At 58.8% G+C, this 15,629-nt stretch carries 15 protein-coding genes and 1 pseudogene; 9 read left to right on the top strand and 7 right to left on the bottom strand.

Translation table 11 applies throughout. From position 1 onward, the window contains the following. Window positions 1–37: 37 nt before the first annotated feature. Window positions 38–463, bottom strand: coding sequence for a MarR family winged helix-turn-helix transcriptional regulator (locus tag ACUN0E_RS01715; protein WP_445565423.1), 426 nt, complete (start codon window positions 461–463; stop codon window positions 38–40). Between the two features lie 654 nt (window positions 464–1,117). Between ACUN0E_RS01715 and ACUN0E_RS01710 the strand changes: the two genes are divergently transcribed. After that, a complete protein-coding gene (locus ACUN0E_RS01710; RefSeq protein ID WP_445565422.1) occupies window positions 1,118–1,447 on the top strand; it encodes a DUF1840 domain-containing protein in 330 nt (109 codons plus the stop codon). Here the strand turns inward: ACUN0E_RS01710 and ACUN0E_RS01705 are convergent. The 3 genes from ACUN0E_RS01705 to ACUN0E_RS01695 form a co-directional block, all read right to left on the bottom strand. Then, on the bottom strand, window positions 1,444–1,578 hold the full coding sequence (locus ACUN0E_RS01705) for a hypothetical protein (RefSeq protein ID WP_445565421.1): 135 nt from the start codon (window positions 1,576–1,578) through the stop codon (window positions 1,444–1,446). The two genes, ACUN0E_RS01710 and ACUN0E_RS01705, sit on opposite strands and share 4 nt — an antisense overlap. Window positions 1,579–2,048: 470 nt before the next feature. Beyond that, the gene (locus ACUN0E_RS01700) at window positions 2,049–2,483 is read right to left on the bottom strand and encodes a universal stress protein (RefSeq protein WP_445565420.1); all 435 of its coding nucleotides are present in this window, start codon (window positions 2,481–2,483) and stop codon (window positions 2,049–2,051) included. A gap of 60 nt (window positions 2,484–2,543) precedes the next feature. Continuing rightward, window positions 2,544–2,729: a hypothetical protein gene (locus tag ACUN0E_RS01695; RefSeq protein WP_445565419.1), complete on the bottom strand. Its 186-nt coding sequence runs from the start codon at window positions 2,727–2,729 to the stop codon at window positions 2,544–2,546. Window positions 2,730–3,161: 432 nt separating this feature from the next. Here ACUN0E_RS01695 and ACUN0E_RS01690 point away from each other — a divergent pair, with 432 nt between their 5' ends. After that, window positions 3,162–3,887 carry a YfdX family protein gene (locus tag ACUN0E_RS01690; RefSeq protein WP_445565418.1) on the top strand — a complete coding sequence of 242 codons (726 nt, stop codon included), beginning with the start codon at window positions 3,162–3,164 and terminating at the stop codon, window positions 3,885–3,887. Window positions 3,888–4,169: 282 nt separating this feature from the next. Further along, window positions 4,170–4,532: a hypothetical protein gene (locus ACUN0E_RS01685; RefSeq protein ID WP_445565417.1), complete on the top strand. Its 363-nt coding sequence runs from the start codon at window positions 4,170–4,172 to the stop codon at window positions 4,530–4,532. A gap of 53 nt (window positions 4,533–4,585) precedes the next feature. Here ACUN0E_RS01685 and ACUN0E_RS01680 read toward each other — a convergent pair whose 3' ends face one another. Further along, complete coding sequence (locus ACUN0E_RS01680) at window positions 4,586–6,376, bottom strand: glycoside hydrolase family 15 protein (protein WP_445565416.1); 1,791 nt, start codon at window positions 6,374–6,376, stop codon at window positions 4,586–4,588. A 100-nt stretch (window positions 6,377–6,476) separates the two neighbouring features. After that, window positions 6,477–7,475, bottom strand: coding sequence for an SDR family oxidoreductase (locus tag ACUN0E_RS01675; RefSeq protein WP_445565415.1), 999 nt, complete (start codon window positions 7,473–7,475; stop codon window positions 6,477–6,479). A gap of 321 nt (window positions 7,476–7,796) precedes the next feature. Here ACUN0E_RS01675 and ACUN0E_RS01670 point away from each other — a divergent pair, with 321 nt between their 5' ends. Together ACUN0E_RS01670 and ACUN0E_RS01665 are read left to right on the top strand one after the other, a co-directional pair. Continuing rightward, window positions 7,797–9,431, top strand: coding sequence for a PqiB family protein (locus tag ACUN0E_RS01670; RefSeq protein WP_445565414.1), 1,635 nt, complete (start codon window positions 7,797–7,799; stop codon window positions 9,429–9,431). A gap of 233 nt (window positions 9,432–9,664) precedes the next feature. After that, window positions 9,665–10,794, top strand: a pseudogene (locus ACUN0E_RS01665) (response regulator); the annotation flags it as partial. A 354-nt stretch (window positions 10,795–11,148) separates the two neighbouring features. Here the strand turns inward: ACUN0E_RS01665 and ACUN0E_RS01660 are convergent. Further along, entirely contained in the window at window positions 11,149–12,507 is a 1,359-nt protein-coding gene (locus ACUN0E_RS01660; protein WP_445570348.1) for an MFS transporter, read from the bottom strand. A gap of 26 nt (window positions 12,508–12,533) precedes the next feature. Here ACUN0E_RS01660 and tnpA point away from each other — a divergent pair, with 26 nt between their 5' ends. From tnpA to ACUN0E_RS01640, 4 genes are read left to right on the top strand one after another with little or no spacing between them, the layout of a single operon-like run. Beyond that, window positions 12,534–12,956 carry an IS66 family insertion sequence element accessory protein TnpA gene (tnpA, locus tag ACUN0E_RS01655; RefSeq protein WP_445565379.1) on the top strand — a complete coding sequence of 141 codons (423 nt, stop codon included), beginning with the start codon at window positions 12,534–12,536 and terminating at the stop codon, window positions 12,954–12,956. Further along, a complete protein-coding gene (tnpB, locus tag ACUN0E_RS01650) occupies window positions 12,950–13,297 on the top strand; it encodes an IS66 family insertion sequence element accessory protein TnpB (protein WP_445565378.1) in 348 nt (115 codons plus the stop codon). The genes tnpA and tnpB overlap by 7 nt, the downstream gene beginning before the upstream one ends. A gap of 59 nt (window positions 13,298–13,356) precedes the next feature. Then, entirely contained in the window at window positions 13,357–14,871 is a 1,515-nt protein-coding gene (gene tnpC / locus ACUN0E_RS01645; protein WP_445565413.1) for an IS66 family transposase, read from the top strand. 14 nt (window positions 14,872–14,885) lie between these two features. Then, window positions 14,886–15,377 carry a hypothetical protein gene (locus ACUN0E_RS01640; protein ID WP_445565412.1) on the top strand — a complete coding sequence of 164 codons (492 nt, stop codon included), beginning with the start codon at window positions 14,886–14,888 and terminating at the stop codon, window positions 15,375–15,377. The last annotated feature ends 252 nt before the right edge of the window (window positions 15,378–15,629 follow it).

Here is a 15,629-nt window from a genome sequence, read left to right as displayed (position 1 = left end):
TTGCTACCAGAGAAATGATGGCCGCCCGAATGCGGCGTCAAGGCGTGTCGGCGTCAGACTTGAAGGCCCATCCAAAGGACTGGATTTCGGTCTTGTGCAGCAGCGCGAGTCTTCCCAGACACTGCCTGCCCTCCTTTAACAGGTGCACCTCTACTTGCCGCCGGTCTTCTGCGCTTGGCCTGCGCGTCACGAGGCCGGCCGCCTCACAACGGGAAACGAGAGCCACTGTTCCATGCGGAGACGCCTGCAGGCGCTCTGCCAGCTCCCCTACGGTCGCCCAATCCCGGCCCGCGAAGCCGCCAATATGGAGAAGCAACATATACTGCAGCGGCGTTATGCCCTCTGCGTGGACTATTTCTTCCGAGAAATGCAAAAACCGCCGCAACTGATAGCGGAACTCGGATAACTCCTGCAGTTCCTCCTTCGTCAGTTCGTCAGGCCCGGGGCGTTTTCTCGAAGCCATGATCTTATTCTCCCGTGTCGTCGCTTGAATTGAAACTGAGTCACGTCGTGACCTGAATAGGCGCCTTTCGCTGGCTGTATTGCCTCATCCGTGAATGATACTGAACAGACGGGCAGCTGCGCCAGAGCGGCGTCATGGACGGGCCCCAGAGAATGGGTGGCCGCATCCGGATGGCGCGATGCCGGTGGGCACCACGTAGTCCATGGTAAGTCAGATCATTACCGTGGCGGCTGTTCTGGCAGCGCTCACCGCCGACACCCGCGTCGCTGGAAGTGAATCGGCCCCGGTCGTCCGGACAGCGATTTTCCGCGATAACCGGTAAGACGCAGACAATCAGCACCCGCTCCTGCTGAAGCGGAGCTCAACCCCTCGGCGCGTCAGTCAGCACGAGCGAAAGGCTATTGGCATTAGTCACAATGTGACATAAACTTGGCGTGAGACCTTCTCTGGCTGAACCTCAGGCAAAGTCATCGAGGCCGGCATCACGACTGGCAGCATGCAGAGCGTCCATGGGGCGGCGCTCACTACCTGGCCAAGCGGTTCCAGCCATGCAGGAGGTCTCACGCGCAAGCACGCCTGGTGGTGATGGCGAGCCCACAGTTCGGCAGGCTGCTACCTGCACGATGCTACCTGCGTCTTCAAGGAGATTTCATCATGCTGGTTACCTTCCGTTCACCGGCCTCACCCGACGTGATCATGCTCAAGAATCTCGCCCAGTATCTGCTGGGTCTTATTGGCAAGCATCTGGGGGCGATAGGGGTTATTCAGCACGATGAACTATCCCGGGCAATTGTCCGGCTGGAGACCGCGATCTCTGAAGAAGCGCAGGCGGATGTCGCACTTGAATCGCTCTATCACGTGCCAGACGCGCGTGGCCACATGACAGGCGAAGATCATCGCGGCCTTGCACAACGGGCGTGGCCGCTGCTCGACATGATGCGTGAAGCGAGCCGACAGAATGCAGACATTATCTGGGGCCTCTAAAGGTCGCACGCGTCGCCAGACGGGTTCCAGGAAACCTGACGGTTTAAGCCGTCCAGTGCGACGTGCAAAGCATTGATGCTGACCGCCTTCTGCTCTTCGGCGCTGACTTCAACACGGATCTCACCAAACATATGTCTCGGGTTTCCTTCCCTCACGCAGCGGTCGTCCCTGCTGCACTCGCGCTATTCTGTGCCTGCACGAGCCTGTCACAGGCCACCTCTCAAAACGGGCTCACTTCAGCCGCGCCACGCGCAATGCCGGCCACCCAGTGGATTAAACGGGCCGCCCTTCCGGACGACAACATGCCCGGACGCCGCCGTTACTCGACAGGTATCGCAGCCAAACTGGTGGACGCTTATGGACTGGGTGCGCTAGGAGTCGTGGTGGAAGGACCATTCGTCCTGCCCCGGTGGCATGTTGGCGCTTTTCACGTCGACTCGAACCCCAACCGATGGCATTCCGTGAAGCATGACGAACTCGACCCTGTCCGCGGACAGCATGTCCTGTTCGTCTGGCCTGAGATCTGATTGCCACCCGCTCTTCAGGTGAAGCTCCCGTTTTGCCCCGGCAGCGCACCGGACAGAAGAGAGTGCCCCGGTGGCTAGTCGACCACTTCAAACAGCACGCCACACGATACACGGTCCAGCAGCACCAGATGACTTCCGCCGGCCAGCCAGCGAGTCACAAATCCCCCGCGGCGATGGCCAATCACGATCAGATCCGCTTTAAGGGAATTGGCAAGGTTTGAAATCTGTTCGGCGGCGTCTCCCACCGCAGAATGTCCGGTCGCGGTCACGCCCCATGACTGCAGCCTGGCAATACCGTCCTGCAGTATTTCCCGTGCGGCGTTCTCATCGACGTCGAATTTCATGGAAGAAAAAGCATCGTAGCCCGCTGGCCACCATGCCAGATCGAGAACGGACAGCAGGTGCGTCTCTGCATCCAGCTGCTTCGCCAGTGCAGCGCCGCAACGTAATGCCCGCTGCCCTTCGGGCGTCGCGTCATAACATAGAAGAATCCGGTCGAACGGCGTCACTGTCGATTCCCTCACGAGCAGGTCTGACGGTCATGGGTGTTGCACCTTCCGTCCCAGCGGTTAGGTGAACATCGGAACTGCTTCGATCAGTACGACGCCCAGCAACGCTCCAACGAAGGTGCCGATCAGCTTCGGATGCCATCGATCGAGATGAAGCGTGACAAGAAGACTGCCGAACAGGATCACGCCGAGAAACGCGAACGCGATCACGAGATAGACGACTTCGAAATCGTTGTTGATCGCCATGACTTCCCTCCGATTTCTGACAGATATGCGTCGCTGACGCCGTGACAACATGTGACGTCACCTCCTTCTGGAATTCCGCTATCTGTAGCAGGAACACCCAGGTTCCATTATATGTCACTGCGTGATATATACCATCATACCTGATCATTGCAAATCCGACCTTTGAAAGCCCGGCATAGACTGCCGCGCTTGACGTTTTCGGATTTTCCGGTTTCTGTATCCACAAAGGGCCCCAGCCGCGCAACGCATTCAGTGCTAGCCCATTTTTGAGATTTAAGTGCTGCTTAAGGGACGCCGCCTACCTTTTTTATCGTCAGCCGCGTCTTGCGGACGGACTATCCAACGGCGATAAAGATCCGCCAGGTGGTCGCCTGAAGGCGCGAGCTCACCTGCAGGAATGCGCTTCACCGCCGCCCCTTAAGGAGATGCAAAATGTATAGCCTAAGCATGAAAAAAGGTACGGCGCTCGTTGCCGCTGCAGTCACATCCTGCGTCTGCGGCATGGGAAGCGCGATCGCCGCGCAGTCCGCCGCGACTCCGATGACAGACATGGGAAAGCTATCGTCTCAGGGCAGCCAGGCGTTCGACGAAATACAGCAGGCCCGCGTTGCCATTTTCAGCGGCCGTCCGAACCAGGCGACAATGCTGGTCAAGAAGGCACAACAATCGATGAAAGCCGCGCAGGCAGACAACACCGCATTCATGAAAGCGGAGTCAGATCTCAAGACGCCACCGTCGATCACCTATCAATCCAGTTCCGCAAAAGGTACGACGCCTGTATCCTGGCTGCCGGTTGGTGCCGATGTGACCGTAACCGATGAGTTCGCCGGCAAGCCATCTCAGGCCAAGGCTGTCGCATCCGCAAACGAACAATTGAAGAAAGGCAAGCCGGGCGCAGCCATGCAGGTACTCAAACTGGCCGATGTCAACGTGTCATATACGATGGCGGTTGTGCCGCTCAAGCAGACCGTTGCGGACGTAGACAAGGCGGCCGGACTGCTGACAATGGACAAGTATTACGAAGCCAATCAAACGCTGAAACAGGTTCAGGACAGCGTCCGGTATGACTGGGTCGATCTTAAAGCATTGCCGCAGTCGGGCAGTGTAGTTGCAAAAAATACGGGGGACAGTCCCGCTTCCGGAACAATGGCCAAATGAAAATACCCGGTGTAGACGCAGGCCAGCCCGCGAGCGTGTTTTTGAACGCGGGGCTCGACAGCTACACTGTGCAATTCGGATGCGTCATTTCCTTTGCGGATCGCGCCGCAGTTCGCGAACGAGAACCTACTCAGGGCGCCTGGATTGACAGATCACCATCGACAAATAATCCGTGCGGCTAGAGCGGCAGCGTTGCTTGTTCTAGCGCAGTTGCCGTGCGCAACCTCGTCATACGCCGGCCAGCCGGTATGGCTCGACGCGCGCGTTTCCCAGGCGACACTCATGTCGACAATCTGCCACCGAGGCCACATCGCGCAAGTGATGCCGTCGGTTGACGCTCAGATCCGAATGAAAGACGAACTTCTTGCACAGCGCGGCATTGATCCGTCGTTGAACATCGACTATGCGCTCGATTTCCGCATGCCCGTGCTGCTGGGTGGTTCTCCCGACGCACAGCAGAACCTCGACGCACTTCCATGGGAAGGTGACGGTGGCGAACGCCGGAAACGCCGCCTCACGGTCTTTTTGCGGCATTGTGTCTGCGCAGGTGAACTCCCCCTCAAACGTGCCCAGATGGTCATTTCTGGTGACTGGTCGCATCAGTATCCAAACCTCTGGGCATTGGCCTGCAGGGACATTAAATGACGGTGCCAGTCATCAGAGGCGCACGCAGGTGCCAACGGGTGCTCGAGCCAGATTTATTCTCTTGATCCCTGACCACCGCGCCGTAATGTAGGTCCACTGAGGGCAAGTGCGGTGTTGACGACGGCAAGGTGAGTCAACGCCTGCGGGAAATTGCCAGCCAGGTGACGACCGGGCACGTTGTACTCCTCAGCGAGCAAGCCCAGGTCGTTAGCGACCGCAAGCAGGCGTTCGAACTGCTCCCGAGCTTCCTGATCCCGGCCCTGCAATTTCATGCATTCGGCCATCCAGCATGAGCATGCAAGGAACACCCCCTCGTCTGGCCCACCCGCAGCCGGCATCTTGCGACGAATCAGTCCTTCCTCGGAAAGCTCGCGCTCGATCGTCGCAATCGTCGAGGCCATCCGGGGATCGTCGACCGGAAGAAATCCGACGAGCGGCAGGAGCAAAAGACTGGCATCCAGTGTCTGCGCACCATACTGTTGCGTGAATGTACCAAGCCCCTCGTTCCAGCCTTCACGGCATATCTCATCGTGCACGGTCTGGCGCAGCGCCGTGATGCGGTTCAACAGATCGCGGCTGATCAGATCACTCGTCGCATGCCGATTCACAAAGCGGTCGAATGCCACCCATACCATGACCTTTGAATAGGTGTAATGGCGTGGTTCGGATCGCGATTCCCAGACCCCGGACCCTCTGTTTTGCCAGACCGTTTCGAGATGTTCGACGAGCTTTTGTTCAATGACGAATTCCTGCTCCGATGCCGGAACCCCGCCGCGGAATGCCAGATCGAGACAGTCCAGTACCTCGCCGTACACATCGAGTTGGTGCTGCGTTGAAGCGGCGTTGCCGATTCGCACCGGTTTTGCGAAGCGATATCCCGGCAGCGCGTCTACTGTCCACTCTGGCAGATGGCGCGCGCCGTCAACGCGATACATGATCCGCATGTTATCCGGCGATCCGGCGATTGCACGAAGTAACCAGTTTCGCCAACCCTCGGCCTCTTCGTGGTAGCCGGCATTCAGTAATGCAGTAAGGGTGAAACTCGCATCGCGTAGCCAGCAATAGCGATAGTCCCAGTTCATGTCGCCGCCGGGGGCCTCGGGAAGCGAGGTGGTCGGTGCGGCAACGAGGCCACCACTTCGCCGATGTATCAGCGCCTTCAGTGTTATCAGCGAACGGCGCACCGGAAGCGGCCATTCCGTCGAGGCGTTATCGAACCGGCCAATCCAGTCCCGCCAGAAATGTTGAGTTGAAACGAGCGCCGCCTCCGCATCTATCGACGCTGGCGGCCCATCATGCGAACTCCCGTAACTCATGACGAAAGCGATTCGCTGTCCGGCTGACACGTCGAATTCGGTTTCGGTTGACTCGGCGCTCACGGACAGATTTAACGGCGCGCGCAACACGACCAGATTCGGACCCACCTTCGCGATCATGCCGTCGCCCTCGGCCACGCTCCATGGAGGCAGAGCCCCATAGTCGAAACGCAGGCGCAGGCCGCTGCGCATTCTCACGGTTCCTTGCAGCCCCACGACGATGCGTACCAGCGACGAAAACGTCCTGCGCACAGGCATGAAGTCGATGACCCTCGCCTCACCCTCCGCAGTCTGGAAATCGGTTTCCATGACGAGCGTATCGTCCTGATAGCGACGACTTTGCGTGCTAACGCTGTCGACGGGAGCAATAGACCAATGGCCGTGATCACCAGTTCCAAGTAACGCGGCAAAACACGCGTCGTCGTCGAATCGCGGCCAGCATAGCCAGTCGACGGAGCCGTCCTTGCCCAGCAGCGCCGCAGTCTCTCCGTCGCCCAGCAGCGCGTAGTCTTCAATCAGCTTGCTCACCGTCTCCGTCCCTTGCCATGCGCCGGCCGCTCGAAAAATGGTTGCTGGATGCTGCTCTGTGGCATTCCGTTGACGGCCGCCCCGGCACGCACTGTAAGCGCTATCTCCGGTGCGTCCTGCCGAGCAGCAAGCCAGCCGCACTCAACATGGCGATGCCGGTCAACGCCCAGAATGCATTACGATGCCTGTCCGTAAACATCTCCCAGCTACCCGACCTCGATCGACTGTCAAATCGCCCGTGCGCGCCATAGTCGCCCTGAACAGGTTCGAACAGGTTACCGGGTGAATCGGGCTCAAGCGGTTCGTCAGTAAGTTGACCTTCGTACCCGGCCTTAGCGAGGTACCTGTCAATCAACCCCGGTGCGATCCGATTCGCGAGAATAGCCTTGACAGTGGGAAAACCTACCCATACCTGACGGCGACGATGTGTGGCGGCAAAGAAAATGGCTCGCGCGGCCACCTCAGGTTCATAAATCGGAGCGACCGGCCGAGCTTTTTTCCCCATCTTGTTCAATGCCCAGTCAAATTGTGGGGTGTTGACTGCGGGCAAGTCCACCATCGTCAGATGAACGTTCAACCCGTCATGAATGATTTCAGAACGCAATGCATCCGTGAAGCCTCGTACCGCGAATTTCGCACCGCAATAGATCGACTGAAGCGGAACCGAGCGGTATCCCAATGCCGACCCAACGTTGACGATCGTTCCCTGGTTGCGCTTTCGCATACGCGAAAGCGCCGCCATCGTCCCGTGTACCTGTCCGAGGTAAGTCACCTTGGTCCCTCGCTCGAACTCCTGCGCGGTGAGTTTCGAAACCGGGGCAAACACGGTCGCCATCGCAACGTTGACCCAGACCTCGATCGGCCCGAGTTCCCGCTCAGCAAGCAAGGCCGCTCTCTCGACCGCTTCGGCATCGGCAACGTCCGTGGGGATAGCGAGGGCGCGTATGCCGTATGCCGATTGCAGCTCCGCCACGGCTCGGCAGATACGCGCTTCATCACGCGACAACAACGCGACGTCATATCCGCGCCTGGCGAACTCTTCGACGGTCGCCCGTCCAACGCCAGCACCAGCTCCGGTCACCACCACAAATTTGGCCATAGCGTGATCCCTTTCATCGTGAAGGTGAATGCGACCGAGCAAGTTCGTATGAACGGCGGGCTAGAACAAAGCCGTCGCCCAGCGACAGCTCAGCAGTTTCCGTTCCTGTGCCTAACTCGTTTGCGTGTCGGATTTCGCATCGGCGCCGCTGCTGTTCATATAACCAGTCCGACGGATGACGATGCGAGACCCGACCGAACTATCCCAACGGCTTGTCAACCGATAGAATCGCCATGCGAACCTTCCCTTTGCTGAGCGGCAGAGCCAGACAGATCTCCCCATCGACAACCGACACACCGTTCGAAAAACTCTTACCGATCTATGCCCGCTTCCGACACGCCGCGTAGTGAACCGAACACGTCCACCCGGCCGCCGCATCCAAGTCCGGACATTGAGGCCCGCGATGGATGGTTGCCCTCCCTGATCTGGTTAATTCCCTTGATTGCGGCTTTATTTGGTATCGGGCTTGTGATCAAGGCCGTAACAGACCGAGGCCCGATCATTACGATCAGCTTTGTTGGTGCCGAAGGTCTCGAGCCGGGCAAGACAAAGCTCAAGTACAAGGACGTCGACATCGGATCAGTCAAATCCGTCAAACTTTCGAAAGATTTGTCGCATGTGCTTGTCAGGGTTGAACTGACCAGAGATGCGCGAGACTTCGCGGTCAAAGATACGCGATTCTGGGTAGTGCGACCGCGGATCGGAGCAGGCGGCGTTTCAGGGCTGGGTACGCTTCTGTCTGGCGCATATATCGGTGCGGATGCGGGACGCTCGACCGATACCGAGCAAAGTTTTGTTGGGCTTGAAACACCACCCGTCATCGTAGGCGCCGAGAAAGGACATCGATATACGCTTCATGGTGGCTCACTTGGGTCGCTCGACATCGGCTCCCCCGTTTTTTACCGACGTGTGCAGGTGGGACGGGTAGTGAGTTTTTCGCTGGACAAGGACGGCGCCGGCGTAACGATCGGCGTGTTCATTGCGGCGCCATTCGACCAGTATGTCGGAATCAACTCGCGCTGGTGGCACGCGAGTGGCGTGCACTTTCAACTGGATTCAGGCGGTTTCAAACTCAGCACCCAGTCGCTGGCAACCATCCTCGTGGGAGGTATCTCGTTCCAGGCGCCCCCGGGCGAATCCGCCGGACGGCAGGTGCGCGGAACCATGACCTTCCGCCTGGCTTCAGACGAAGCTCGCGCCATACGCAACCCGGACGGTGTCCCCCTACATATCGTCATGAACTTCAGCCGGACCGTGCGCGGACTATCGATCGGCGCGCCTGTAGATTTCCGCGGAATCGTGGTCGGCGAAGTGACGCATATCGGCATTGACTACGACCCGCGCACCCGCAACTTTTCGATGCCGGTAATGATGAGTCTGTATCCAGGACGCCTCGGCAGCCGTTTCAGGGAGAATGTACCCACACCAGGCAATCCTATCGATCAGGAATTACTCACACAACTCGTTAAACGCGGGTTGCGCGGGCAGCTCCGCACGGGGAACCTCCTGACCGGCCAACTCTATGTTGCGCTCGACGTTTTCCCCAGAGCGCCTGCTGCGAAACTGGATCTTTCCAGTGATCCGATCGGATTGCCGACTGTCCCAAACACGCTGGACCAATTGCAGACGCAGGTTGCGGACATCGTGAGAAAACTCGACAAGGCCCCGCTCGACCAGATCGGCCCAAATCTCAACGGTTCACTGAAGGACACCGATCATCTGTTTCGGCGGCTAGGGACGGACGTGGTCCCGCAAGCCCGCGATACGCTAGTTGCCGCAAAAGGGAGCTTCGTCTCAGCCGAAGCAACGCTACGGCGGGGCTCACCTCTGCAATCTGATGTACATCAGGCCCTGCAGGAGTTGACTCGCACGCTTGAATCGCTCAACGCACTCGCTGACTATCTGGAGCGCCATCCGGAATCGCTGGTGCGAGGGAAGAATAAGGATGCGCCTTGATCAACACGTGGCTCGTTCTGGAATCGATGGACGACCGACGCAGCCCCCGCCGGAAGCGGTTGAAGCAACCGGACGCGAGCCCGCTGCAGCGCAGAACATCCCCTGAACAACGGCAAACACGAGGCGTCATACGGCCCGGAAATCACCAACCCACGCGCTCACGATTAAGCACAGATTGCCTTGTGCCGACTCGTCGTCCTGTGAACTACAGTGCGCAGGCTGCGGCACAACCGGATATTCTCCGCAGCCCGGCGCACGACCTGAATTTCGATCTTGTCCATGCAACGGACGCAGCGAGCGGACTTGCGCTTGCCCGGGAGATCCAGCGCGCCGGTGTGTTGCTGGATATCGGACTGCCCGACCGGTCAGGACTTACAGTACTCGAATAGCTCAAGCAGGATCCTCTCACTCGCCATCTGCCTATTCATACTGTCTCCGCGACCGATCATGCGGAGAAGGCCATGTATCTGGGTGCGATCGGCTATACGTTGAAACCTGCCGCGCGTGAAACGCTCGAGGCAGCGATCCGGCGCCTCGAAAATCGGCTTGAACAGCCGATGCGTCGCGTGCTGGTGCTTGAAGATGATGCTGTGACGAGGGGAAGCATTCGCGAGTTGTTTCAAACAAGCAAAACAGAGGTTGTCCTGACCGCTACGCTTGCGGGTGCGCTCCGGCAACTGGCAACGACCAGCTTTGACTGCATCGTGACCGATCTTGCGCTGCCGGACGGCACTGGCTACGACCTGCTCGAGCAACTGGCAGCCGACGCGTCCCGGGCAGCAGTGCCGGTCATCGTCTATACCGGACGCGTGCCGACGACGAAGAGCATAGGCTGCGGCGCTTTTCAAGGTCGATCATCATCAAAGGCGCGAGATCACCTGAGCGTCTGTTCGCTGAGGTCACACTATTTCTGCACGGTGTGAAATCCTCACTCGCACCCGAGCAGCAAAGAATGCTCCGCGCGGCGCGGCAACGCGATCGTGAATTTGAGGGCCGAACCATCCTGCTGGCCGAAGATGATGTTCGCAACATCTTCGCGCTTTCGCACGTGATCGAGCCACTTGGCGCCACCCTGAAAATTGTGCGCAACGGTCTTGAAGCGCTCCAGACGCTGGAGCGCGAACCCAAAATCGACCTCGTGCTGATGGATGTGATGATGCCGGAAATGGACGGGTTGAGCGCCACACGTGAAATCAGACGCAGCGATCGCTTTGGGCGGGTTCGCGTGATTGCCCTGACCGTCAAAGCAATGGCCGACGACCGTCAGCGCTGTCTTGAGGCAGGGGCGGATGACTACATTTCAAAACCGATCGACGTTGAAAAAATGATCGCGCTTTGCAGAGTCTGGTTACATCAACGGTAATGGACGACCGGATCCGGCAGACCCACAAACGCAACTGCAAACGAGCATCCAGTCACCCGTTTCAACATGGACCCCCGGTTTAGATGGGGTCTACGGGCCTGCGCACGCGCACATCCAGATCTCAGCGTGCTGTACGGTCCCTGCGATATTTTGCCCTGCTCCCGGGCGACCGACGACGACTAGCCCCGGGAATCGACCTCGACGGCCTCGATATTTCTGGTGCAAACCCTCGTCGGGAGCGAGGCCAGCTTTGTTGCGTGGCCGCGCTGCCGATCAATGCCGCCAACCGTCCTCGCTTGCGTCGCGTGACAGCGCAGGAAATCCGGCTCTATCTGAGTGGCAAGGCCTGGCAAATCAGTGACTGATTGCTTCCAGCGCCAGACCTCTTGTTGGCGGTCCGAGCAGGATCATGCAGATAGCGACAAGCATTGAAATACCGATAAATACCGCCACGCCGGCCACACCGTAGCCATGCAACAATATCCCGATTGCAAGGCCAGCGAAGGCGGCTGAAATCCGGCTCCACGAATATACGAATCCGATCGCCCTTGCGCGAACGCGGGTTGGATAGAGCTCCGCCTGATAGCCGTGATAGGCGTACGACATGATGTTCGAAGACAGCGTGAACAGAACGCCAAGCGCGATCAGCAGCCACGGTGCCGAGACTTGCGAAAAGATTGCGATCACAACTGCCATGGTCACCAGCCCGCCAACGATCTGAACCTTGCGCTCCGCCCGATCTGCGAAGAATGTGCCGATCAACGGGCCGAAAGGATTCGCAATGGCGATGACGAACGCGTAACCCAGGCTCGCCGTGACATGGATGCCGCGGTGAATCAGAAGCGTTGGCACCCAGGCTGCAAACCCGTAGAACCCGATCACCTGGGCCATGTTGAATACCGACAGGATAATCGTGCGACGGCGATACTGCGGCGCAAAAATTTCTCCGAGTGTGCCGTCCCGCTGACTTTCCGGTGCGACAGTCTGTGGCGCGGGCAGCGCGACGCCCTTCTCCGACACCACGCGGCGCTCGATGTCCGCCACGATACGCTCGGCTTCGTCAATCTTTCCGTGACGGGCCAGCCAACGCGGGCTCTCGGGAATATGGCGTCTCAGGATCCAGACGACGATCGCTCCCACTGAGCCGATCAATATCACGACTCGCCAGTAGTCGAGACCAAGTGGCTGTGTGCCTTTCAATGCAAACGCAAGAAACGCTACCACAGGTACAACTGAGAACGTGATGAACTGATTGATAGCGTAGGCTCGGCCCCGTTGACCGCTTGAAATCAGTTCGGAAATATACGTGTCGATCGTTACCAGTTCGACGCCAATGCCAATGCCGGCAATGAAGCGCCAGATATCCAGGCCTAAACCCGAGGACTGGAAAGCCATGATGATCGTGCACACCATGTACCAGATCAGCGACCACGTAAAGATCAGCCGTCGGCCAAATCTGTCGGCGACATAGCCAAATGCTAGCGTACCCACCCAAAGACCAGCGAACGTGGCGAACACAAAGGTGCCGAAGCCGGAAACGGCAAGAGGCTGAAGCGACGCGAGAAACCCCAGCGATTCCGGCTTGAAAAGCCCCGACTGGGTCATACCCGGGGCGACATAACCGGTGAAGAAGAGATCGTAAAACTCAAAGACTCCACCGTAAGCGTCAGCGGATCCCGTCTTGAATCGCGACTTCCCGAATGTGAAGGTGATGCTTTCGTGAGAACGAGGGCAATGCGATGGAAGACGAGAACATTAAGGCTGCAACGGCGATGGGTACGCGTCGCCCACGGCAAGGGGAAGCGTTCTGGGGCGAAATGGTCACCACCTGGAAAGCGAGCGGTGTCGGCGCTCGGCGGTTTTGCCGAGAACAGGGTCTGGCGGTAAGCACCTTCAGCCTGTGGCGCAAGAAGCTCTCAAGCCCGGTCAGAGAGATTAAACAGCCACTCGCGGTTACTGCGGATGCCGCATTCATCGGTTCCAATCTGGATGGTGAACTGGCTTCCTCAAGGCCGCTTGTTGCAACGCCGGCGGCGGATGTATCGCCGTCGCGTGACGGGGTGACGCTCTCGCTCGCTGGCGTTCGTATCGAACTGAGCGGCGTTCACGCCGAGCGCATCGTGCGATATGTGCTCGGGCAGCTCGGAGGTGGTCGGTGCTGATTACCTCGGACGTTCGCGCTTACATTTGTCGCGACCCGGTCGACATGCGCAAGGCGATCGATGGGCTGTCTTATCTCGTCGAGCCGCTACTTGCTCAGAAGCCTGCATCGGGCAACCTGTTCGTTTTCGTGGCGCGAGACCGCTCCAAAGTGAAGATTCTTTATTGGGACCGGACCGGTTTCGCGCTTTGGTATAAGCGTCTCGAAAGAGGCCGTTTCCCGTCACCCTCATTACTCGCTCAGCGCGGCTTCACGCTCGCGGAACTCAACGCATGGCTCGAAGGCATCGAGATCCCGGCGCGAGAGCCACACCGCACCGTGGCAGTGACGCGCGTGGCATGAGGTGCTCCAGCGCGGCCCCGAGCTTGTAAACGTGGCTTGAGTTAGGCATCATGGAGCACATGCCACCCAACGCCGTCACTGTCGCGGATCTTCCCGTCGAGCCCGATGCGCTGCAAGCATTCGCGCTTGAACAGAACCGGCTCGCACGGGTGTTGTGGGAGCAGTTGGAAATCCTTCAGTATCAGATCGCGCAGTTGAACCGTGCGCGCTTTGGCGTGAGCTCCGAGCGCCTGGCGGGCCAAGCCGAGCTGTTCGACGCCGCAACCGATATCCCGGCACCGCCGGCGGTCGACGCCATTCCCGTAGGGAGTCACACCCGTAAAGGGCGTCCGGCGCTACCGAAGGACCTGCCGCGCACACGCATCGAATACGATCTGAGCGACGAACAGAAGATGGCGTTCGATACGCTTGCACGGATCGGCGAAGAGCGCAGCGAGACGCTGCATTACGAGCCGTCCAGGCTCACCGTCATTGAGCACATCCGCTTCAAATACGTGGCGAAGAAGGATGGCGAATCGACCATCGTGACCGCAAGCGCTCAGCCGTCGCCGCTGCCAAAGAGCAATGCGAGCGCGAGCCTGCTCGCCAATGTCCTGGTCAATACCTATGTCGATCATCTGCCGTTGAATCGACAGGAAATGCGCTACGCGCGCCGTGGTGTGTACTTGCCACGCGCTACGTTGTGCGAATGGAAGCTGGCATCTGCTGAGCTGCTCTCGGTACTGCTGCCTGGTTTGCGCGCTCACCAGTTGAAGGCGCCGCGCATGCACGTGGATGACACGACGCTACCTCTGCTTGAGCGAGGGCACCCATCAACGCGCACAGCACGATTATGGGGTTATCTGGGCGCGGGCCAGCGCAACGAGAACGGCGTCTGGGTCGACCACCCGCCAGCGGTCGTGTTCGAGTTCGCTGAGTCACGCGCGGGCGCGCATCCGCTGCTGTACCTGAATAAATACAAAGGCTATCTGCAAGCCGACGCGTACAGCGGTCATGGCGCGCTTTACGCGCGAGGTGACATTATTGAGGTCGGATGCTGGGCTCATTGCCGTCGACGGTTCTTCGAAATTGCCAAGGCTCAGAAAGACCCCGGCCTCGCGGCGCAGGCACTGCAGTGGATCGCCAAGCTATATGCGATTGAATCACGTGTCAAAGACCAAACCCCGGACATCAAACTTGCAGCACGGCAAGCGCAGACGTTGCCGGTGTTGGCACAGTTTCGTCAATGGCTAGAGGCAAACAGCATCGGTTTGCCCGCGCAAGCCCCGCTCGGCAAGGCCTTCGGTTATGCGTTGCGACATTGGGAGGCGCTTGTCCGATATACAGAGAACGGCGTCCTGTTGCCAGACAACAATGCGCTTGAGCGCCAAATCAGACCGATTGCCCTCGGAAGGTCGAACTGGCTGTTCGCGGGGTCTCCACGAGGTGCGCGTGCGGCGGCAACAATGTATTCACTCCTTGGGACCGCTCGCCTTAACGGTATCGAACCCTATGCGTGGCTCGAACGAACACTTGAGAAACTGCCGTCGTATCCCGTCAATCGCGTGCACGAGCTCTTGCCGCTCGCCCGTTAAAACACCTCTACATCATGGACATTCTGGATTCGCTTCGGCAGGCGCCTAGTGCCGAACTCTATCGCCTCTATCTTGCTATCGGCAAAATGCTTGATGACCCCCGACGTATTCTCGAAATACGTCAACGCCTGCACCTGGGGATGGCCGTCAACTACATCGGCGACAACCCGCTTGGACCACCGGCGCAAGGCACCATAGTCGAACTTCGTCAAACACAGGCTGCAGTTCAGGATAGCGCGACTCGACGCCGTTGGGGCGTGCACTATGCAGCGATCATCCCAGAAACTTCCAGTGCTCAGCCTCACGTCGAACCGACACCACCGCCGAGAACGCAGCGTGAAGAATTCTTCATCGGCGACACAGTCGGCTTCACCGACAAGCACCTAAGCGAGCGCGTCGGAATCGTCGTGAGGCTGAATGCCAAGACCGCATCGGTCGCCGTCAATGACACCGATGGCCACTGGCGCGTTTCGTACTCTCTATTGCGAAAGATCGTCGACATTTAGCCGCGAAAACTGCCCTAACGGGTTGTGCTGACGGATACACTCCACCAAGCGAAATCAGGATCACCATGGTCCACACGGTGCGTGACGGCGGCAGCCGGTCAAGTCGTGCAGCTATTTCGGCAGCTTGTTGCTGGGACATAGGCCCTCTCATCTCGAAGGATGCAGCATTTGGGATCTCGGCACCGCAGCCCTTCTCCCTGGATACCGCAGCGGCGGTTTCACAGCCTGATTCATCCGACCGGATCTCGAATC

The organism is Paraburkholderia sp. D1E (assembly GCF_052682275.1).
The sequence above is the reverse complement of the archived record's forward strand: the minus strand, read 5'-3'. Positions and strand labels throughout refer to the sequence as shown.

Coding starts and splice junctions, on each gene's coding strand:
- ACUN0E_RS01640 (WP_445565412.1), top strand. CDS start 14,886: ATGGACATTCTGGATTCGCTTCGGCAGGCGCCTAGTGCCGAACTCTAT.
- tnpA (WP_445565379.1), top strand. CDS start 12,534: ATGGAAGACGAGAACATTAAGGCTGCAACGGCGATGGGTACGCGTCGC.
- ACUN0E_RS01695 (WP_445565419.1), bottom strand. CDS start 2,729: ATGGCGATCAACAACGATTTCGAAGTCGTCTATCTCGTGATCGCGTTC.
- tnpC (WP_445565413.1), top strand. CDS start 13,357: ATGCCACCCAACGCCGTCACTGTCGCGGATCTTCCCGTCGAGCCCGAT.
- ACUN0E_RS01715 (WP_445565423.1), bottom strand. CDS start 463: ATGGCTTCGAGAAAACGCCCCGGGCCTGACGAACTGACGAAGGAGGAA.
- ACUN0E_RS01705 (WP_445565421.1), bottom strand. CDS start 1,578: ATGTTTGGTGAGATCCGTGTTGAAGTCAGCGCCGAAGAGCAGAAGGCG.
- ACUN0E_RS01675 (WP_445565415.1), bottom strand. CDS start 7,475: ATGGCCAAATTTGTGGTGGTGACCGGAGCTGGTGCTGGCGTTGGACGG.
- ACUN0E_RS01685 (WP_445565417.1), top strand. CDS start 4,170: ATGTCGACAATCTGCCACCGAGGCCACATCGCGCAAGTGATGCCGTCG.
- ACUN0E_RS01710 (WP_445565422.1), top strand. CDS start 1,118: ATGCTGGTTACCTTCCGTTCACCGGCCTCACCCGACGTGATCATGCTC.
- ACUN0E_RS01690 (WP_445565418.1), top strand. CDS start 3,162: ATGTATAGCCTAAGCATGAAAAAAGGTACGGCGCTCGTTGCCGCTGCA.
- ACUN0E_RS01670 (WP_445565414.1), top strand. CDS start 7,797: ATGCCCGCTTCCGACACGCCGCGTAGTGAACCGAACACGTCCACCCGG.